The 19,651-nt window shown below is 61.4% G+C and carries 15 protein-coding genes; 6 read left to right on the forward strand and 9 right to left on the reverse strand.

What is annotated here, in order from left to right:
- Window positions 1-126: 126 nt before the first annotated feature.
- Window positions 127-1,476, reverse strand: a complete 1,350-nt coding sequence (locus J1G18_RS01565; RefSeq protein WP_096797605.1) for an OprD family porin — start codon at window positions 1,474-1,476, stop codon at window positions 127-129.
- A 364-nt stretch (window positions 1,477-1,840) separates the two neighbouring features.
- On the opposite strand from J1G18_RS01565, the gene tauA reads away from it, so the two are divergent.
- Complete coding sequence (tauA, locus tag J1G18_RS01570) at window positions 1,841-2,836, forward strand: taurine ABC transporter substrate-binding protein (RefSeq protein ID WP_098966160.1); 996 nt, start codon at window positions 1,841-1,843, stop codon at window positions 2,834-2,836.
- Between the two features lie 122 nt (window positions 2,837-2,958).
- Here tauA and argA read toward each other — a convergent pair whose 3' ends face one another.
- Window positions 2,959-4,257, reverse strand: a complete 1,299-nt coding sequence (argA, locus tag J1G18_RS01575; RefSeq protein ID WP_007967974.1) for an amino-acid N-acetyltransferase — start codon at window positions 4,255-4,257, stop codon at window positions 2,959-2,961.
- Between the two features lie 267 nt (window positions 4,258-4,524).
- The gene (gene argE, locus J1G18_RS01580; protein WP_223006994.1) at window positions 4,525-5,679 is read right to left on the reverse strand and encodes an acetylornithine deacetylase; all 1,155 of its coding nucleotides are present in this window, start codon (window positions 5,677-5,679) and stop codon (window positions 4,525-4,527) included.
- Between the two features lie 156 nt (window positions 5,680-5,835).
- On the opposite strand from argE, the gene J1G18_RS01585 reads away from it, so the two are divergent.
- Window positions 5,836-7,206: an inorganic triphosphatase gene (locus tag J1G18_RS01585; protein ID WP_096796143.1), complete on the forward strand. Its 1,371-nt coding sequence runs from the start codon at window positions 5,836-5,838 to the stop codon at window positions 7,204-7,206.
- 121 nt (window positions 7,207-7,327) lie between these two features.
- On the opposite strand, the gene J1G18_RS01590 is transcribed toward J1G18_RS01585, so the two are convergent.
- Entirely contained in the window at window positions 7,328-7,792 is a 465-nt protein-coding gene (locus J1G18_RS01590) for an Lrp/AsnC family transcriptional regulator (protein WP_223006995.1), read from the reverse strand.
- Window positions 7,793-7,918: 126 nt separating this feature from the next.
- On the opposite strand from J1G18_RS01590, the gene J1G18_RS01595 reads away from it, so the two are divergent.
- The 3 genes from J1G18_RS01595 (at window position 7,919) to J1G18_RS01605 (ending at window position 10,518) form a co-directional block, all read left to right on the forward strand.
- On the forward strand, window positions 7,919-8,257 hold the full coding sequence (locus J1G18_RS01595; protein ID WP_103368200.1) for a hypothetical protein: 339 nt from the start codon (window positions 7,919-7,921) through the stop codon (window positions 8,255-8,257).
- A gap of 90 nt (window positions 8,258-8,347) precedes the next feature.
- The gene (locus tag J1G18_RS01600; protein ID WP_007967966.1) at window positions 8,348-10,132 is read left to right on the forward strand and encodes a GspE/PulE family protein; all 1,785 of its coding nucleotides are present in this window, start codon (window positions 8,348-8,350) and stop codon (window positions 10,130-10,132) included.
- A gap of 65 nt (window positions 10,133-10,197) precedes the next feature.
- Window positions 10,198-10,518 (forward strand): DUF2388 domain-containing protein, encoded by a 321-nt coding sequence (locus tag J1G18_RS01605; RefSeq protein ID WP_177409030.1) that lies wholly within the window; start codon window positions 10,198-10,200, stop codon window positions 10,516-10,518.
- Window positions 10,519-10,705: 187 nt separating this feature from the next.
- Here J1G18_RS01605 and gcvP read toward each other — a convergent pair whose 3' ends face one another.
- Complete coding sequence (gene gcvP / locus J1G18_RS01610; protein ID WP_223006996.1) at window positions 10,706-13,579, reverse strand: aminomethyl-transferring glycine dehydrogenase; 2,874 nt, start codon at window positions 13,577-13,579, stop codon at window positions 10,706-10,708.
- A gap of 156 nt (window positions 13,580-13,735) precedes the next feature.
- On the opposite strand from gcvP, the gene J1G18_RS01615 reads away from it, so the two are divergent.
- Window positions 13,736-14,878 (forward strand): DegT/DnrJ/EryC1/StrS family aminotransferase, encoded by a 1,143-nt coding sequence (locus J1G18_RS01615; RefSeq protein ID WP_223006997.1) that lies wholly within the window; start codon window positions 13,736-13,738, stop codon window positions 14,876-14,878.
- A 56-nt stretch (window positions 14,879-14,934) separates the two neighbouring features.
- Here J1G18_RS01615 and gcvH read toward each other — a convergent pair whose 3' ends face one another.
- The 4 genes from gcvH to J1G18_RS01635 form a co-directional block, all read right to left on the reverse strand.
- On the reverse strand, window positions 14,935-15,318 hold the full coding sequence (gcvH, locus tag J1G18_RS01620) for a glycine cleavage system protein GcvH (RefSeq protein WP_027610498.1): 384 nt from the start codon (window positions 15,316-15,318) through the stop codon (window positions 14,935-14,937).
- Window positions 15,319-15,367: 49 nt separating this feature from the next.
- Complete coding sequence (gcvT, locus tag J1G18_RS01625) at window positions 15,368-16,450, reverse strand: glycine cleavage system aminomethyltransferase GcvT (RefSeq protein ID WP_027610497.1); 1,083 nt, start codon at window positions 16,448-16,450, stop codon at window positions 15,368-15,370.
- A gap of 156 nt (window positions 16,451-16,606) precedes the next feature.
- Complete coding sequence (locus J1G18_RS01630; protein WP_223006998.1) at window positions 16,607-18,223, reverse strand: ABC transporter permease; 1,617 nt, start codon at window positions 18,221-18,223, stop codon at window positions 16,607-16,609.
- Between the two features lie 245 nt (window positions 18,224-18,468).
- Complete coding sequence (locus tag J1G18_RS01635) at window positions 18,469-19,473, reverse strand: extracellular solute-binding protein (RefSeq protein WP_135296801.1); 1,005 nt, start codon at window positions 19,471-19,473, stop codon at window positions 18,469-18,471.
- Between the last annotated feature and the right edge of the window lie 178 nt (window positions 19,474-19,651).

Here is a 19,651-nt window from a genome sequence, read left to right on the forward strand (position 1 = left end):
AGTAGCTGCAAAAGAGGGAAATTTCGGAACAGGCTTACGGGGGTGAGCCTGACCCGAAAATGCAAAAGCCCCGTCCGGCGCGATGCCGGACGGGGCTTTTTTTACATCAACAGCTTGAACGCGCTGTTACAGCAGCGGGATCGAGTAGCTGACGATCAGGCGGTTTTCGTCCTGGTCGCGTTGACCTGGGATGTCGTTGCGCCAGGTAGCGTTTTTCCACATGAAGCCCAGGTTCTTGGCCGGGCCTTCAGGAATAACGTAACCGATGGTCAGATCGCGTTCCCACTCGGAAGCACCGGTACCGTTCTCACGACGGTTGGAGCCAACGGTGTCGATATCATCGCCACGCAGGTAGACCAAACCGGCGGTCAAGCCAGGCAGGCCGACTTTGGCGAAGTCATACGAGTAGCGTGCTTGCCAGGTTTTCTCGCCGGCACGACCGAACTTCTGGATCTGCATGTCGGTGATGGTGTAGTTCGACGAACCGTCGCCCTGGTTCAGCCAAGGGAAGTCGGAGCTGCCGTTGGAAACCTGGTAGCCGCCACCGAAGGTGTGGCCTTCAACGGTGTACAGGAACAGGCCGCTGTACAGATTGTTGTCGATCGGGCCTTTGCCGCTGACGTTGCCGACGTAGTTACCGTTACCGAAGTAGGCTGCGGTGTTGCCATTGGCGCCGTCGTCGCTGCTGTGGAAGTAGCGGAAGTCAGACTTCAGCACGCCCGGGCCGATTGCCCAGTTGTGAACCAGACCCAGGAAATGTTGCTTGTAGAAGTCTTCCAGGTTGCCGTAGTAGTACTGGGCAGTCAGGTCCTTGGTGATTTTGTAGTCACCACCGGCGTAGTAGAACTTGTTGCTGTTGGCAACGCGAGCGTTCGCACCACCAACGGACAGGTTCTCGTTGTTGCTGGAGTTACGACCTTTCACTGCTTCGATCTGACCAGCGACCAGGGTCAGGTCCTTGATCTCGCCGGAAGTGATCTGGCCACCCTGCCAGGTTTGTGGCAGCAGACGACCGTCGTTTGTCACGATGACCGGGTTCTTCGGCTGCAGGGTACCCAGCTTCAGTTCGGTCTGGGAGATCTTGGCCTTGGCGGTCAGGCCCAGGCTCGAGAAGTTATCAACAGCTTCGCCGTTGGACTTGCTCGGGAAAACAGTGCCACCGTAGGAAGTCGAGGTTGCACCGTTGGTGCCGCCGCCCGAATCCAGGCGCACGCCCAGCAGGCCGATGGCATCGATACCGAAGCCTACGGTGCCTTGGGTGTAACCGGAGATGAAACGCAGATCGAAGCCTTGGCCCCATTCTTCGTTCTTGTTCTGCGCGCCAGCCGCTTTGGTGCCGGAGTCACGGTTGTCAGTGTTGATGTAGAAGTTGCGCAAGCCCAGAGTGGCCTTGCTGTCTTCGATGAAACCGGCGGCGCCTGCCTGCTGCGCCATAACCCCTACGGCCACAGCCAGGGCCAAGGTGGACTTGTTCATGTAAAGCTCCTCTCGTTTCTAATTCTTGTGTTCCTGGCCCGGGGTCTGATGCCCTGGATCCTAAGATGCGCGATTAGCGCCAGACCGTGACTGACAAGTCAATCGTAACCTTGTGTGTCTACGACCAAGGTCTAATCGCAGTGATTTGGTCCGTGCAGAGTAAAGATTTCCTGATAAACCCAAAAAGAATTTATTCATTCTTTTTCATATCATTCGGGAATATGGCCACTATCTAGCCATCTTCGCCCGGATACAACGTATCGGCGACTAAGCTCATTCCTAAATGGTATTTGTTAGCCTTTTTTTATATCGATTAGCTTTGGCGCAACCCCAATTCGTCAAACCCTATCGAAAAGGCGACGCCATGATGGCTAAACGCGCACTATCTAGTCAATTTGTTACAGTTTGTGTGTCGACGCTGATTTGTTTTTCCGCGCAGGCTGCCAACCTCACCATCGGTTATCAAACCGGGATCGACCCCAGCAAAGTCCCCCAGGCCGACGGCACTTACGAAACAACCATCGGCCAGAAGATCGACTGGCGACGCTTCAATAGTGGCCCGGAAGTTGTGACAGCCATTGCCTCCGGCGATGTGCAGATCGGCAACCTCGGCTCCAGCCCGTTGGCAGCGGCCGCTTCACGCAATCTGCCGATCGTCGCCTTCATTGTTTCAGCGCAGATCAATGCCGCCGAGGCCTTGGTGGTGCGTAATGGCAGCGGCATCAATAGCCCGCAGGATCTGGTCGGTAAGACCATCGCCACGCCCTTCGTTTCCACGTCTCACTACAGCCTGCTCGGCGCACTCAAGCACTGGGGCCTGGACACCTCGAAAGTCAAAGTGGTGAACCTGCAACCGGCGGAAATCGCTGCGGCATGGAAGCGTGGCGACATCGACGGCGCATTTGTCTGGTCACCGGCACTGGGCGAAATCCGCAAGACCGGCAAGACCCTGACCGATGCCGCTCAAGTCGGCCAATGGGGCGCACCGACCTTCGAAGTCTGGGTCGCGCGCAAGGACTACGCCGAGAAACATCCTGAGGTGGTAGCCAAATTTGCCAAGGTCACTCTAGACGCGTTTGCCGATTACGCCAGCCATAAAGACAGCTGGACAGCGGACTCGGCGCCGGTGCAGAAAATCGCAAAACTGACGGGTGCCAATGCCGCCGACGTGCCGGAATTGCTCGCCGGTTCCGCGTTCCCTGATGCCAAGGCGCAGCAATCAACTGCACTGCTGGACGGCGGCACGGCGAAGGCGATTGGTGAGACGGCGAAGTTTTTGAAGGAACAAGGCAAGGTCGAGACGGTGCTGCCGGACTACTCGCCGTACGTCAGTGCGAAGTTTGTAACCGAAAACAATTGAATAGATGGCGAGGGGATTCATCCCCAATGGACTGCGCAGCAGTCCCCTGCTTTTGGTGAAGCGGGGCCGCTGCGCGGCCCATCGGGGATGAATCCCCTCGCCACAAGAATCCCTCGGTATCTTCAGAGGGTCTTTTCGAAGATCTTCGAGTTGCGCTGATAGTTGTAAAGCGACGCCCGCGCCGCCGGCAGACGCTCGACACTGCTAGGTTCGAACCCGCGCTCGCGGAACCAGTGCGCCGTGCGGGTGGTGAGGACGAACAGGGTTTTCAACCCTTGCGCCCGGGCACGGGTCTCGATGCGCTCCAGCAGCTCATCGCCGCGACCACCGTGACGGTACTCCGGATTCACCGCCAGGCACGCCAGTTCACCAGCGTCCGAATCGGCAATCTGGTACAACGCCGCACAGGCGATGATCATGCCTTCACGCTCGACCACGCTGAACTGCTCGATCTCGCGCTCCAGCACTTCGCGCGAACGACGCACCAGAATCCCCTGCTCTTCCAGCGGGCTGATCAAATCGAGCAAACCACCGACGTCTTCAATCGCCGCCTCGCGCACCAGTTCGAATTGCTCCTGAGCGACCAGTGTGCCGCCACCGTCGCGGGTGAACAGTTCGGTCAGCAGCGCGCCGTCTTCGGCGTAGCTGACGATATGGCTGCGCGCGACACCGCCACGGCAAGCCTCGGCAGCAGCATCCAGCAGTTCCGCCTGATAGTTATTGCCCAGACGCGCCAGATGCGCAGGCACCTGTTGCGGACGCAGTTCGCGCACCAGTTTGCCGTTCTCGTCGATCAGACCGAGGTCGGCGCCGAACAGCAGCAGCTTGTCGGCACCGAGGTCGATGGCGGCGCGGGTGGCGACGTCTTCGCAGGCGAGGTTGAAGATTTCCCCGGTCGGCGAGTAGCCCAGCGGCGACAGCAGCACGATCGAACGCTCGTCGAGCAGACGATTGATGCCTTTGCGATCGACCCGGCGCACTTCACCGGTGTGGTGATAGTCGACACCTTCAAGCACACCGATCGGCCGGGCGGTAACGAGGTTGCCGCTGGCCACCCGCAGGCGCGAGCCCTGCATCGGCGACGAGGCCATGTCCATCGACAGCCGCGCTTCGATAGCGATACGCAGCTGACCGACCGCGTCGATCACGCACTCCAGCGTCGCCGCATCGGTGATGCGCATGCCGTGGTGGTAGTGCGGGGTCAGGCCGCGAGCGGCGAGGCGGGTTTCAATCTGCGGGCGCGAACCGTGGACCAGCACCAGACGCACGCCGAGGCTGTGCAGGAGCACCAGGTCGTGGACTATGTTGCCGAAATTCGGATGCTCCACGCCGTCGCCGGGCAGCATGACGACGAAGGTGCAGTCGCGGTGGGCATTGATGTAAGGGGACGCGTGACGAAGCCAATTGACGTATTCGGGCATGAACCTGGGCCTGTAATAAATAGCAGCCGAAAAAAGGGCGAAACGGAAAACGCACAGCGGGCTGATGGTTATCGTCGGAACAGGCTTGGCGACACGCGCGCTCTCCTCATGAATACGGGTTGGGGTGCTGGCAATTTACAGCGTTTGGTCTGACAAAACACCGTCCCCCCTGTGGGAGCGGGCTTGCTCGCGAAAGCGGTGTATCAGGTACATCCATGTCGACTGACCCACCGTCTTCGCGAGCAAGCCCGCTCCCACAGGTGGACATCATCGTTTGTCCGGGCTCAGGCAGTAATGTTCAATCAACTGCCGCAATAGATGCACGGTAGGCTGCAAACGTGACATTTCAAGGTATTCGCCGGGCTGGTGTGCACAGGCGATATCGCCGGGGCCGAGCACGATGGTTTCGCAGCCAAGGCGCTGAAGATAAGGCGCTTCGGTGCCGAACGCTACTGCTTCGGCACTGTGGCCGGTGAGCTTTTCGGCGATGCGCACCAATTCGGCGTCTTCGGCCTGCTCGAATGGCGGCACTTCCGGGAACAACGGCTGGTAGTCGATCTTCACCTGATGACGTTCCGCAACCGGATTGAGCTTGCGCAGAATCTCCGCACGCAGGACTTTCGGGTCCATGCCCGGCAACGGGCGCAGATCGAACTCCAGCGAACACTGGCCGCAGATGCGATTCGGATTGTCGCCGCCATGAATACAGCCGAAGTTCATGGTCGGCTGTGGAACACTGAACTGCGGGTTGTTGAATTCACGCTGCCATAGCAGACGCAAACCGCGCAGCTCGCCAATGGCATCGTGCATCGCTTCGAGGGCGCTGTGGCCGAGGCGCGGATCCGACGAATGGCCGCTCTGCCCGAGGATATCGATGCGCTCCATCATGATGCCCTTGTGCATGCGGATCGGTTTGAGCCCGGTCGGCTCGCCGATCACCGCCGCACGGCCCAGTGGCTTGCCGGCCTCGGCCAGCGCCCGGGCACCGGACATCGAGCTCTCTTCATCACAGGTGGCGAGGATCAGCAGCGGTTGCTTGAACGGCTGGTCGAGCAGCGGCTGCACGGCCTCGATGATCAGCGCGAAAAAACCCTTCATGTCGCAACTGCCCAGCCCGACCCAGCGGCCATCGACTTCGGTGAGTTTCAGCGGATCGGTCTGCCACAGCGCATCGTCGTACGGCACCGTGTCGCTGTGCCCGGCCAATACCAGACCGCCGGGGCCACTGCCAAAACTGGCGAGCAGGTTGAATTTGCCGGGGCTGACCTGCTGGATATCGCAGCTGAAGCCCAGATCCCCCAGCCAACCGGCAAGCAAATCGATCACCGCCCGGTTGGACTGATCCAGGCTCGGTTGGGTGCAACTGACCGACGGTGCGGCGATCAGTGCCGCGAACTGGTCTTGCATGGATGGCAAAGGCATCGCTGACTCCAACTCCCGATTTGAAGTCCATCATAGAGCCATCCGGCGCTCGGAATAAACCGCCGCAGGGCGTAGGAAGTTTGAGTCCTGTACACTGCACGGCCTTGGCAGCCACACATTCCCCCGGCTGCGCTCCCGATCCTGGATTTTCCGGCCATGCAGAAAGAAACCGAAATCAAACTCCGCGTCAGCCGCGAAACCCTCGCTGCCCTGCGCGAGCACCCGCTCCTGAAAAAACGCAACAAAAATGGCTGGGAACGCCGTGAGTTGATGAACCAGTACTTCGACACCCCCGAGCGCGACCTGGCTCAGGCCAAAGTCGCCCTGCGCCTGCGCAAGGACGGTGACGAAGTGATTCAGACCCTCAAGACCCGTGGTCAGAGTGTTGCCGGTCTGTCCGAGCGTAACGAGTACGACTGGAAATTGCCCAAAGCCAAGCTCGACGTGAAGAAACTCGACGGCGAATGCTGGCCCGAGTCGCTGGCCGAGCTGGACAAGAAAACCCTGAAGCCGATCTTCACCACCGATTTCGTCCGCGAGCGCGCGGAAATCGCCTGGGGCCGCGGCAAGGCCAAAGTGGTGATCGAAGCCGCGCTGGACCTCGGTCACGTGGTGGTCGGCAAACAGAAAGAAGAAATCTGCGAGCTGGAACTGGAACTGCGCGAAGGTGAGCCTGCCGCGTTGCTGGAACTGGCCGCCGAACTGGCCGAAACCCTGGCCCTGATGCCGTGCGACATCAGCAAGGCCGAGCGCGGCTACCGTCTGTACGACGCCAACAGCTACTCGCTGAGCCTGCCGGCGCCGCAATTGACGCCGGAAACCCAACTCGACGACGCCTTCGCCGCACTGGCCTGGCACTTGCTCGGCAGCAGCCAGCGTCTGGCCGAACAATATCGCTTCAACGGCCACTGGCGCCTGCTGCAGGACTGGGTCGAGAACCTCGCGGAAATGCGCGCCCTGCTCAGCAGCCTCGGCCAGGCCGCACCGCGTCCGGCCACTCACGACCTGCGGGTGGCGCTGGATGCACTGCTGGAAGACTGGCGCCCACTGGTTCAGGTCGGTATCGAAGACGAAGACGTACGCAAGGCCGCGCCGGAGCAATTCCTCGAAGAACTGGAAGACCCACGCTGGGGCCTGTTCTCGCTGACTGTTTCGCGCTGGCTGCTGGCCCGCACCTGGGCCGCCGAGCGCAACACCCGCGGCAATCGTCAGGGCGCCGCGCAACTGCACAGCTGGCTGCCGCGCATGCTCGGCGAAGAAGCCACGTCCCTGCAACTGCAGCGCTATCAGCAGCAGCCGGAAGATCTGGCCGAGCAACTGCCGCGCATCGAACGCATCCAGGTCTGGCTGCACCACGCGCGTAACGTGCTGGAGATCGCGGAAATGGATCGCCTGTACGGCGAGCTGAACAAACTGGCGCAACTGGCCAACGAGCCGACGATCACTGACGAACTGCTCGATGCGCGCAAGCAGCAGGCGATTGCGGTTTATCAGAATCGTGCGTGGAAAATGCTGCTGCGCATGTGATGACTGTGTGGTGAGGGGATTCATCCCCGATGGACTGCGCAGCAGTCCCTGCTTTCTACTAAAGCGGGGCCGCTTCGCGACCCATCGGGGATAAATCCCCTCGCCACGGAGGCCATCCGTGCTAGACCGGGAGGCTGGTCGTCGACTTGATCTCCGACAGCGCCACAATCGAGTTCACCTCCTGAATCCCTGGCACCAGCGACAGCTTTTCGAAGAAGAACCGCTCATACGCCTCGATGTCCGCCGCGACAATCCGCAACAAAAAATCCACCGCACCCATCAGCACATAACACTCCAGCACTTCCGGAAAACCGCGAATCGCCTCGGTGAATTCGGTGAAGTTCGAACGCCCGTGGGCGTTGAGCTTGATCTCGGCGAAGATCTGCGTGTTCAGGCCGATCTTCTTGCGATCAAGCAAGGTCACCTGCCCGCGAATGATCCCCTCCTCCTTCATCCGCTGAATCCGCCGCCAGCACGGCGATTGCGACAGGCCCACCTGCTCGGCGATCTGCGCGCTGGACAGTGACGCGTCCTCTTGCAGCAGGGCGAGAATCCGCCGGTCGTAGCTGTCCAGCTCGCCATGCATAATCAATCCTCAAAATGATCATTTTGCGAATCGTTCCAGTCGAGTAATCCGCGAATTCGCTCATCTTAGACAAGAAATGCCCGGCATCGAATGTAAAAATTCCTCCACTGACTCTGGAGACCGGACATGCCTCACCTCGAAGCCGTGAATACCCCCGCGCCCCGCGCCGATGTGTGGAACGTCAACAATGCCCACTGCTGCGCGCGTTATCAGTTGCTTGCCGAGGCCGAGCCGGATCTGCTGGTGCGGGTGCTGAATCTATTTGCGCTGCAATTCCTCACGCCGCAACAGGTCCACGTCGAGCGGCTCGACGATCTGCTGTCGATCGATATCGTCATCGATGGTCTGAGCTGGCATCGCGCCCAGGTGATTGCGGAAAAACTTCGTAACCTGATCAGCGTCTGCTCGGTGAACCTGCAAGACGCCGACACGGCGTGGGCTGCGCCCGCGCAAGCGGCCGGCTGACAAATCCGGCAACGGCTTTGTCGGGTAGTGGCCCAACAGTCTGCGGGGCCACGACTATCCTTTGCGCACAGTCGTTCAAAAGGAGCCCGCATGTCCGTTCAACTCGCCACTCAGGACCGCTGGCTGGATCTCAACGATGTGTTGCGTGAACTGGTCGCCCAGGGTTTTATCAGCCAGGACTCGGCGGAGCAGGCGCTCAACGCCCGCCGCCGCCACGCGACCCACGGCCAGCAACATCCGCTGGAGTTCATCGCCAGCCAGCAACTGGATGACCTCAGCCGTCCAGGCAAACATCTGGACCTGGAAAGCCTGACCCTGTGGCTGGCGCAGCAGGCCGGCCAGCCGTACATGCGCATCGACCCGTTGAAGATCAACGTCGCGGCGATCACTCCGCTGATGTCCTACGCCTTTGCCCAACGGCACAAGATTCTCGCGGTGGCGGTCGACCGCGACGCAGTGGTCGTGGCCAGCGCCCAGCCCTACGTCACCGGTTGGGAGGCTGACCTGACCCACGTGCTGAAGCTGCCGATCAAACGGGTGGTCGCCAACCCGGTGGATATCCAGCGTTTCAGCGTCGAGTTCTTTCGCCTGGCCAAATCGGTCAGCGGCGCCAGCACTGCCGACGCGCAGAGCGGTAACCTCGGCAACTTCGAACAACTGCTCAACCTCGGCGCCAGCGATCAGGAACCGGACGCCAACGACGCGCACATCGTCAACATCGTCGACTGGCTGTTCCAGTACGCCTTCCAGCAGCGCGCCAGCGATATCCACATCGAACCGCGCCGCGAACAGGGCACCGTGCGTTTCCGCATCGACGGCGTGCTGCACAACGTCTATCAATTCCCGCCGCAGGTGACCATGGCGATCGTCAGTCGCCTGAAAAGCCTCGGGCGGATGAACGTCGCCGAGAAGCGCAAACCCCAGGACGGCCGGGTCAAGACCAAAACCCCGGACGGCGGCGAGGTGGAGCTGCGGCTCTCAACGCTGCCCACCGCGTTTGGCGAAAAAATGGTCATGCGGATTTTTGACCCGGAAGTGCTGCTCAAGGACTTCGATCAGTTGGGCTTTTCCGCCGACGACCTGCGCCGCTGGCAGGACATGACCCGTCAGCCCAACGGCATCATTCTGGTGACCGGGCCCACTGGTTCGGGCAAGACCACCACGCTCTACACCACGCTGAAAAAACTGGCGACGCCGGAGATCAACCTCTGCACCATCGAAGACCCGATCGAAATGGTCGAGCCGGCGTTCAACCAGATGCAGGTGCAGCACAACATCGACCTGAGCTTCGCCGCCGGCGTGCGCGCGCTGATGCGGCAAGACCCGGACATCATCATGATCGGCGAGATCCGTGACCTGGAAACCGCAGAAATGGCGATTCAGGCGGCACTCACCGGCCACCTAGTGCTGTCGACCCTGCACACCAACGATGCCCCCAGCGCGATCAGTCGGCTATTGGAACTCGGCGTGCCGCACTATCTGATTAAAGCCACGGTGCTCGGGGTCATGGCCCAGCGTCTGGTGCGCACCCTGTGCCCGCACTGCAAGGCGCCGCTGACGCTGGAAGAGGAAGACTGGCAAACCCTGACCCGGCCCTGGCAGGCGCCGCTGCCGGGCAATGCGCAACGCGCTATCGGTTGCCTGGAGTGTCGCGACACCGGTTATCGCGGACGCGCCGGGGTCTACGAAATCATGCAGTTGAGCGATAGCCTCAAAGCGCTCATCACCCCCGACACCGACCTCACCGCCATCCGCCGGCAAGCCTTCAAGGAAGGCATGCGCAGCCTGCGCCTGTCGGGTGCGCAGAAGGTCGCGGCGGGGCTGACCACCCTCGAAGAAGTGCTGCGGGTGACACCGCAGAGCGAGCAGAAATAGGCCACTACGGAACCGGATTGGCGAATCGTTATCCAACGCCGTAGTTAACCCCCAGGAGTCACTCAATCATGCGTCTCAAACTTGCTGTCGCCACCGTTGCCTTGCTGTCCCTTCCCGTTGGTTCAGCGATGGCCGACAGCTTTTGGCGTAACGTCATTTCGTCCGGCGCCACCACCGGTTCGACCTACCTGACCTTCAAGGATCACAAGCTGATCGTTGCCGCACAGGACGATGCCGGCAGCTTCGTTGCCAGCGATGGCGGCATCCGTGGGCCGTACCTGGAAGCAGCGATGCAGAAAGTCCGCGCCGACAATCCGGGCCTGCAGGCCACGGACATGGAACTGGCGAATGCGATTCTGGCGAAGAACGCAGTGGCCTCCGAGTAAGCCAGGCGCCAACAAAAATGCCGCTCGATCGAGCGGCATTTTTTTGCCCGTAATGTCGAATTCACCACGACCCCCTGTGGGAGCGGGCTTGCTCGCGAAGGCGGTGGGTCAGACGCATCCATTTTTCTGACACGACGCCTTCGCGAGCAAGCCCGCTCCCACTATGGCTCTGCGTGTTGCCTGAAGATCAGCGGTAATCGTCTACCGGGACGCAGGCACAAAACAGATTGCGATCCCCATAAACGTTATCCACCCGATTCACCGCCGGCCAATACTTGTGCGCCTTGGTGTGCGCATCCGGGGTGATCCCCTGCTCGATGCTGTAAGGCCGCTCCCACACTCCGGTGACATCCGCCAGGGTATGCGGCGCGCGCTTGAGCGGGTTGTCTTCCGCCGGCCAGTTGCCGTTCTGCACTTCGGTGATTTCCGCGCGGATGCTCAGCATCGCGCCGATGAAACGATCGAGTTCGGCCTTGGACTCGCTCTCGGTCGGCTCGACCATCAACGTCCCTGGCACCGGGAAGGACATGGTCGGCGCATGGAAACCATAGTCCATCAGGCGCTTGGCGACGTCCTCTTCACTGATCCCGGTCTGCGCCTTCAAGGGCCGCAGGTCGAGAATGCATTCGTGAGCGACCCGCCCGTTGCGCCCGGTGTACAACACCGGGAATGCGCCGGATAAATGCTGCGCCAGATAGTTCGCCGCGAGGATCGCCACTTCGCTGGCATCCGCCAGTTGCGGCCCCATCATCGCGATGTACATCCAGCTGATCGGCAAAATGCTCGCACTGCCCCACGGCGCCGCGCTGACTGCGCCGTTCTGTGGCAAAGGGCCGTCAATCGGCACCACCGGGTGATTGGCAACGAACGGCGCCAGATGCGCGCGAATACCGATCGGCCCCATGCCCGGCCCGCCACCGCCGTGGGGAATGCAGAAAGTCTTGTGCAGGTTCATGTGCGACACGTCGGCGCCGATGTCCGCCGGCCGCGCCAGCCCGACCTGCGCATTGAGGTTCGCGCCATCCATGTACACCTGACCACCATGCTTGTGGATAACTTCGCAGATTTCGCTGATGCCCTCCTCGTACACACCATGGGTCGACGGATAGGTCGCCATCAGGCACGACAACTTGTCCCCCGCCTCGGCAGCCTTGGTTTTCAGGTCGTCCAGATCGACGTTGCCGGCCTCGTCGCACTCGACGATCACCACGCGCATCCCGGCCATCTGCGCCGAGGCCGGGTTGGTGCCGTGCGCCGAGGACGGGATCAGGCAGATATCCCGCGCGCCCTGCTGCCGGCTCTCGTGATATTTGCGAATCGCCAGCAGCCCGGCGTACTCGCCCTGAGCGCCGGAGTTGGGCTGCATGCAAATCGCATCGAACCCGGTGATCGCGCACAACCAACGCTCCAGTTCTTCAATCATCAAGGTGTAACCGACCGCCTGTTCCCGTGGCGCGAACGGGTGCAGGTTGGCGAACTGCGGCCAGGTGATCGGGATCATCTCGCTGGTGGCGTTGAGTTTCATGGTGCAGGAGCCCAGTGGGATCATCGACTGGTTGAGCGCCAGATCCTTATTTTCCAGTTGCTTGAGGTAGCGCAGCATCTCGGTTTCGCTGTGATGCGCGTTGAACACCGGGTGGCGCAGGTACGGCGTGTTGCGCTGCAGGTGGTCGGGAATGCCGGAAACCAGTGCTTCTGCGTCAATGTCGTCGACGTTCAAACTATGATCGGCACCGAGCAGCACGTCGAACAGTTTGGCCACCGTGTTTTCATCGCAAGTCTCGTCGAGGCTCAAGCCGACTCGGCCACGGCCGAGAATCCGCAGGTTGATCTGCGCAGCCTTGGCGCTATCGATGATCGCGCTCTGCGCGCCGCCAACCTCCAGCGTGAGGGTGTCGAAAAACTGTGCGTTGACCCGCGCAATACCATGGCGCTCAAGGCCCGCCGCCAGGATGCAGGTCAAGCGGTGCACGCGCTGGGCGATGCGTTTCAAGCCTTGCGGCCCGTGATACACCGCGTAGCAACTGGCGATGTTGGCCAGCAGCACCTGCGCGGTGCAGATGTTCGAGTTGGCCTTCTCGCGGCGAATATGCTGCTCACGGGTTTGCAGGGCCATGCGCAATGCGACGTTGCCACGAGCGTCTTTCGACACGCCGATGATCCGCCCCGGAATCGCCCGTTTGTACTCCTCGCGACTGGCAAAAAACGCCGCATGCGGGCCACCGTAGCCCATCGGTACGCCAAAGCGCTGGGACGAACCGAACACGACATCCGCGCCCAATTCACCCGGCGGTGTCAGCAGCAACAGGCTCAGCAGATCGGTGGCGACACACGCTAACGCCTGCTGCGCGTGTAACTGATCGATGACCGGACGCAGATCACGGATCTCGCCGTGAGTGTCGGGATACTGCAGCAACGCGCCGAACACCTGATGCTGGTTGAGGTTATCCACAGCGTCGATGATCAGCTCGAAGCCGAAACCTTCGGCGCGGGTTTGCACCACGGAGATGGTTTGCGGATGACAGTTCTCATCGACGAAAAACAGATTGCTCTTCGACTTCGCCACACGCTTGGCCAGCGCCATGGCTTCTGCAGCGGCGGTGGCTTCGTCGAGCAAAGAGGCGTTGGCCAGTTCAAGACCGGTGAGGTCGATGGTCAGTTGCTGAAAATTCAACAACGCTTCGAGACGGCCCTGGGCGATCTCCGGTTGATACGGGGTGTACGCGGTGTACCAGCCGGGATTTTCCAGCACGTTGCGCAGGATGACCGTCGGCGTCAGCGTGCCGTGGTAGCCCATGCCGATCAGGCTGGTCCAGACCTGATTCTGCTCGGCGTAACCGCGCAGCTTGGCCAGCGCCGCCTGCTCATCAAGGGCCGGCGGCAAGTCCAGCGCCCGATTCAGGCGAATGCCCGGCGGCACCGTCTGCTCGATCAGTTCGACCCGGCTGCCCAGACCGAGGCTGTCGAGCATCGCCTGCTGTTCGGCGGCGTCGGGGCCCAAATGGCGGCGCAGAAAGGCTTCGGGGTCGCGTAACTGGCTCAAGGATGGCAACTGGGACATGACGGGCTCTCTCTTGGCTGGCGCTCGGCGTCAATGCAACACGGTCAAACCAGCATAGCAGCCGATCCCGACGCGCACGGCTTGGCGGCAGAGGAGGTTCCGGGGCATGCTGTAGCGCCTGCATCAGGCGTCCAACTTTCGGATGATCGAATCCTCATGAGCCAACTGCCGTTCCTGCCGTTTTCCAAACCTGTCATTGATGAAGCCACGATTGCCGCCGTCGGCGATGTACTGCGCTCCGGCTGGATCACCAGCGGGCCGAAGGTCCAGGCCTTTGAAGCACAACTGTCGGAATACTTCGGCGGGCGCCCGGTGCGCACCTTCAACTCCGGCACCTGCACCATGGAAATCGCCTTGCGCATCGCCGGCATCGGGCCGGGTGACGAAGTGATCACCACGCCGATTTCCTGGGTCGCCACCGCCAACGTGATCCTCGAAGTCGGCGCCACACCGGTGTTTGCCGACATCGACCCGGTGACCCGCAATATCGATCTGGACCGGCTCGAAGCGGCGATCACCCCACGCACCAAAGCAGTGATTCCGGTGTACCTCGCCGGCCTGCCGGTGGACATGGAACGCTTGTACGCCATCGCCCGCAAACACAACTTGCGCATTGTCGAAGACGCCGCTCAGGCCCTGGGGTCGAGCTGGAACGGCCAGCGCATCGGCGCCACCGGCGATTTCGTGTCGTTCAGCTTTCAGGCGAACAAGAACGTCACCTGTTCCGAGGGCGGCTGCCTGGTGCTGAACACCCCGGAAGAAGCACGGCTGGCGGAGAAGTACCGCTTGCAGGGCGTGACCCGCAACGGCTTTGATGGTCTGGACGTTGATGTGCTCGGCGGCAAGTTCAACATGACCGATGTCGCTGCCACCATCGGCCTCGGCCAGTTCGCCCATATCGAGGCGCTGACCGCCCATCGTCAGGAACTGGCCCGGCACTACTTCAAATGTTTTGGCGATGACTTTGAAGCGACTTATGGCGCCCAACTGCCACCGGCGGACTTCACCCAGAGCAACTGGCACCTGTTCCAGCTGGTCCTGCCGGAGCGCAAGGACGGCTTGCCGGCCCGCGCCACGTTCATGGAGCAGATGCAGGCCAAAGGCATCGGCATCGGCTATCACTACCCGCCGATTCACTTGCTGAGTCTGTACCGCGAGCGCGGTTTCAAGGAAGGGATGTTGCCGGTGGCCGAGCGGGTCGGGCGACTGATTGTGTCGTTGCCGATGTTCACCACCATGACCAAGGACGACGTCGAGCGTTCGGTGGCGGCGGTGAAAGCGGTGCTGCGCGACGCCTGATCGGCGCCCACAAAAAAGCCCCGAGAGATCGGGGCTTTTGCAGTATTACAGTCTGCTTATTCGCCGATGGCAGCCTTGTAGGCAGCAGCGTCCAGCAGCTTGTCCAGCTCGGCCTTGTCGCTTGGCTTGAGCTTGAAGATCCATGCGGCGTACGGATCGTTGTTCAGCTCTTCCGGCGAGTCAGCCAGCGTTTCGTTGACCGCGATCACTTCACCGCCGATCGGGGAGTAGATGTCGGACGCGGCCTTCACCGACTCGACAACACCGGCAGCCTCACCGGCAGCAAACACCTTGCCGACTTCGGCCAGTTCAACGAACACCACATCGCCCAGCGCTTCCTGCGCGTGATCGCTGATGCCCACGGTAACGGTGCCGTCGGCTTCCAGGCGTGCCCATTCATGACTTTCGGCAAAACGCAGTTCAGCGGGGATATTGCTCATGCTCGGTGTCCTCAAGAAAATTGTCAGCGGTCAGGCCCGCCGGAAAAGGTCAGATCAAGGTTTTACCATGGCGCACGAAGGTCGGTTTGACCACTCGTACCGGATACCACTTGCCACGGATTTCCACTTCGGCGCGGTCGGCGGTAGCCATCGGTACACGCGCCAGGGCAATCGATTTGCTTAGCGTAGGAGAGAAACTACCACTGGTGATCTCTCCTTCGCCAACATCGGCGATACGAACCACTTGATGGGCGCGCAAAACACCGCGCTCCTCAAGCACCAGACCCACCAGTTTGTGCGCAACGCCGGCGGCTTTTTCCGCTTCCAGCGCCGAGCGACCGATGAACTGCCGCGAAGCCGGTTCCCAAGCGATGCTCCAGGCCATATTGGACGCCAGCGGCGAGACATCCTGATGAATGTCCTGGCCGTAGAGGTTCATCCCGGCTTCGACCCGCAACGTGTCGCGGGCGCCGAGGCCGATTGGCGAAATACCGGCACCGACCAGATCGTTGAAAAATCCCGGCGCCTGCTCGGCCGGCAAAGCGATTTCCAGGCCGTCTTCACCGGTATAACCGGTGCGGGCGATGAACCAGTCGCCATCGACTTCGGCTTCGAACGGTTTGAGGTGCTGGATCAGTGCGGCGCGGGACTGGGTCACCAGTTCGGCAATCTTCTGCCGGGCCTGCGGGCCTTGAATGGCGAGCATCGCCAGATCCTGACGCTCGTGCAGATGCACGTCGTAACCGGCGACCTGCGCCTGCATCCACGCCAGATCCTGGTCGCGAGTGGAGGCGTTGAACACCAGACGATAACGGTCTTCGAGGCGATAGACGATCATGTCGTCGACGATGCCGCCACGTTCGTTGAGCATCGTGCTGTAGAGCGCGCGGCCGGGGCGATGCAGGCGTTCGACGTCATTGGCCAGCAAATGCTGCAGCCAGGCCTTGGCCTGGGGGCCGTCAATGTCGATAACGGTCATATGGGAAACATCGAACACCCCGCAATCGCGGCGCACCTCGTGGTGTTCCTCGACCTGCGAGCCGTAATGCAGTGGCATGTCCCAACCGCCAAAATCGACCATCTTCGCGCCGAGGGCGAGATGCAGGTCATACAGAGGCGTACGCTGTCCCATGGGTTTCTCCTTCCGGGCGTGGCGAAGGTGCGGACAGCCGCTGTACGGGGTGAAAGCCTCGAAATAGAAGGCTTTCAGCCGATTTCAGCGAACGGGTCTGTCAGACGAACCGCACCGAATGCCGCGCATTGTAGCCGCATGATTCAGGACTGACGACTAAGTGTTTCGGTGCGCCGAGCGGCGGATCAGGCCGATGACCGGTAACAGGCCGACCAACACCAGGGTCAGCGCCGGCAGCGATGCCCGCGCCCACTCCCCTTCACTGGTCATTTCGAAGATCCGCACCGCCAGCGTGTCCCAGCCAAACGGGCGCATCAGCAGGGTCGCGGGCATTTCCTTGAGCACATCGACGAACACCAGCAACGCCGCGCTCAGTGTGCCGGGCAGCAACAGCGGCAGATACACTTTGAAAAACAGTCGCGGCCCACTGACACCCAGACTACGTGCCGCTTCGGGCAATGAAGGCCGTATACGCGCCAGACTGTTTTCCAGTGGTCCGTAGGCCACCGCGATAAAGCGCACCAGATAGGCCATCAGCAACGCCGCCAGACTGCCCAGCAGCAATAGCTTGCCGGCGCCGCCGAGCCAGCCCGACAGCGGAATCACCAGTTCGCGGTCGAGATAACTGAACGCCAGCATGATCGACACCGCCAGCACCGAACCCGGCAGCGCATAACCAAGATTGGCCAGACTGACCCCGGAACGGATTGCCCGGGTCGGCGCCAGACGTCGGGCAAACGCCAGCAACAGCGCGACGCTGACGGTGATCAACGCCGCCATGCCGCCCAGATACAGGGTGTGCAGGATCAGCCCGGCATAACGCTCATCGAGATCGAAGCGCCCGCGCTGCCAGAACCATACGAGCAGTTGCAGCAACGGAATCACGAACGCGCAGGCAAACACCAACGTGCACCAGCCGGTCGCCGCGAACGCCTTTAGCCCGCGCAGCTGATACAACGCCTTGACCCTGGGGCGCTCGTTGCTCGCCCGGTTGGCGCCACGGGCGCGCCGCTCTCCGTACAGCACCAGCATCACCACCAGCAGCAACAGGCTCGCCAGTTGTGCGGCGCTCGGCAGGCTGAAGAAGCCGTACCAGGTCTTGTAGATGGCGGTGGTGAAGGTGTCGAAGTTGAACACCGACACCGCGCCGAAATCCGCCAGCGTCTCCATCAGCGCCAGCGCCACACCGGCGCCAATCGCCGGACGCGCCATCGGCAACGCCACCCGCCAGAACGCCTGCCATGGCGATTGCCCGAGTACCCGCGCCGCCTCCATCAAGCCTTTGCCCTGCGCGAGAAACGCGGTGCGCGCCAGCAGGTAGACGTAGGGATAAAACACCAGCACCAGTACCACAATCACCCCGCCGGTAGAGCGCACGCGCGGCAGGCGTAAGCCGCTGCCGAACCACTCACGCAGCAGGGTCTGCACCGGGCCGGCGAAGTCCAGCAGGCCGACGAAGACGAACGCCAGCACGTAGGCCGGGATGGCGAACGGCAGCATCAGCGCCCAGTCGAGCCAGCGCCGTCCGGGGAATTCGCAGAGGCTGGTGAGCCACGCCAGACTGACACCGAGCAGCGTCACACCGACGCCAACGCCGAGCACCAGCGTCAGGGTGTTGCCGAGCAGGCGCGGCATCTGGGTTTCCCAGAGGTGCGACCAGATCTGCTGATCGATGGTCTGCCACGACAGCAGCAGGACACTCAGGGGCAACAGCACCAGCGCGGCAATGGCGAGGACGATGGGGTACCAGCGGCGTTGGGCGGGGTGGGCCACTTTTGGGACTCTGAGGGGTGGTTGGTGGTTCTGATTCAGGTGTTTCAGCTCGAGATTGCTGCCCTCACCCTAACCCTCTCCCGGAGGGAGAGGGGACTGAACGTGGTGATCTTTCGATTTACGCCGACCTGATACATCGAGCCGAGCTCCGGTCTTGAAAGCCATGGAGATCGGCTCCCTCTCCCCCCGGGAGAGGGCTGGGGTGAGGGCAGCGATCTTGAGCGAACACAGCGACCGGCAAATACTCAGTTCCAACCCGCCCGATCCATCATGCGGATCGCTTCCGCCTGACGCTTGCCCGCCACTTCCACCGGCAAGGTGTCAGCGACGAACTTGCCCCACGCCGCCACTTCTTCCGAAGGTTTCACTGCCGGGTTGGCCGGGAACTCCTGGTTGACGTCGGCGAAGATTTTCTGCGCTTCAGGTGTGGTCATCCATTCGACCAGCGCCTTGGCTGCTTCCGGGTGCGGTGCATGTTGGGTCAGGCCGATACCGGACAGGTTTACATGCACGCCGCGATCGGCCTGATTCGGCCAGAACAGTTTCACCGGCAGGTCGGGCTTCTGCTTGTGCAGGCGCCCGTAGTAGTAGGTGTTGACGATGCCGACGTCGCACTGCCCGGCGTTGATCGCTTCCAGCACCGCAACGTCGTCGGAGAACACATCGGTGGACAGGTTGTTGACCCAGCCCTTGAGGATCTTCTCGGTCTTCTCGGCGCCGTGCACTTCGATCATGGTCGCGGTCAGCGACTGGTTGTAGACCTTCTTCGCCGTGCGCAGGCACAGACGCCCTTCCCAATTCTTGTCGGCCAACGCTTCGTAGGTGGTCAACTCGCCCGGTTTCACCCGTTCGGTGGAATAGGCGATGGTCCGCGCGCGCAGGCTCAGGCCGGTCCAGGCGTGGCTGGAGGAGCGGTATTGCGCGGGAATGTTGCTGTCGATGGTCTTCGAGGTGAACGGCTGGAGGATGCCCATCTGTTCGGCCTGCCAGAGGTTGCCGGCATCCACGGTGAGCAGCAGGTCGGCGGTGGCGTTTTCGCCCTCGGCCTTGATCCGCTGCATCAGCGGCGCTTCCTTGTCGGTGATGAACTTGATCTTCACCCCGGTTTTCGCGGTGTAGGCGTCGAACACCGGTTTGATCAACTCATCGATACGCGAGGAGTAGACCACCACCTCGTCGGCGGCCTGGGCGGCAGTGCTGCCGATCAGGGTCAGGGCCAGTGCGGTCAGGAGACGCTTGGGTGCCAACATGGGAGTGATCTCTCGGTCGGAAAATGTGGGCCAAATGATAAGGACTCACATTTACCAGCTCAATCGAACACTTGGGCAAGGAGTTACCAGATGTTGCACAAGCTGAAATTCATGGCGTCGGTTCTGGCCCCTTCGCGAGCAAGCCCGCTCCCACCCCTGAAATGTATTCCAATGTGGG

The sequence above is a fragment of the Pseudomonas sp. MIS38 genome, assembly GCF_019891575.1.
In the GTDB taxonomy this organism is placed as follows: Bacteria; Pseudomonadota; Gammaproteobacteria; order Pseudomonadales; family Pseudomonadaceae; genus Aquipseudomonas; species Aquipseudomonas putida_A.

Coding starts and splice junctions, on each gene's coding strand:
- J1G18_RS01565 (WP_096797605.1), bottom strand. CDS start 1,476: ATGAACAAGTCCACCTTGGCCCTGGCTGTGGCCGTAGGGGTTATGGCG.
- tauA (WP_098966160.1), top strand. CDS start 1,841: ATGATGGCTAAACGCGCACTATCTAGTCAATTTGTTACAGTTTGTGTG.
- argA (WP_007967974.1), bottom strand. CDS start 4,257: ATGCCCGAATACGTCAATTGGCTTCGTCACGCGTCCCCTTACATCAAT.
- argE (WP_223006994.1), bottom strand. CDS start 5,679: ATGCCTTTGCCATCCATGCAAGACCAGTTCGCGGCACTGATCGCCGCA.
- J1G18_RS01585 (WP_096796143.1), top strand. CDS start 5,836: ATGCAGAAAGAAACCGAAATCAAACTCCGCGTCAGCCGCGAAACCCTC.
- J1G18_RS01590 (WP_223006995.1), bottom strand. CDS start 7,792: ATGCATGGCGAGCTGGACAGCTACGACCGGCGGATTCTCGCCCTGCTG.
- J1G18_RS01595 (WP_103368200.1), top strand. CDS start 7,919: ATGCCTCACCTCGAAGCCGTGAATACCCCCGCGCCCCGCGCCGATGTG.
- J1G18_RS01600 (WP_007967966.1), top strand. CDS start 8,348: ATGTCCGTTCAACTCGCCACTCAGGACCGCTGGCTGGATCTCAACGAT.
- gcvP (WP_223006996.1), bottom strand. CDS start 13,579: ATGTCCCAGTTGCCATCCTTGAGCCAGTTACGCGACCCCGAAGCCTTT.
- J1G18_RS01615 (WP_223006997.1), top strand. CDS start 13,736: ATGAGCCAACTGCCGTTCCTGCCGTTTTCCAAACCTGTCATTGATGAA.
- gcvH (WP_027610498.1), bottom strand. CDS start 15,318: ATGAGCAATATCCCCGCTGAACTGCGTTTTGCCGAAAGTCATGAATGG.
- gcvT (WP_027610497.1), bottom strand. CDS start 16,450: ATGGGACAGCGTACGCCTCTGTATGACCTGCATCTCGCCCTCGGCGCG.
- J1G18_RS01635 (WP_135296801.1), bottom strand. CDS start 19,473: ATGTTGGCACCCAAGCGTCTCCTGACCGCACTGGCCCTGACCCTGATC.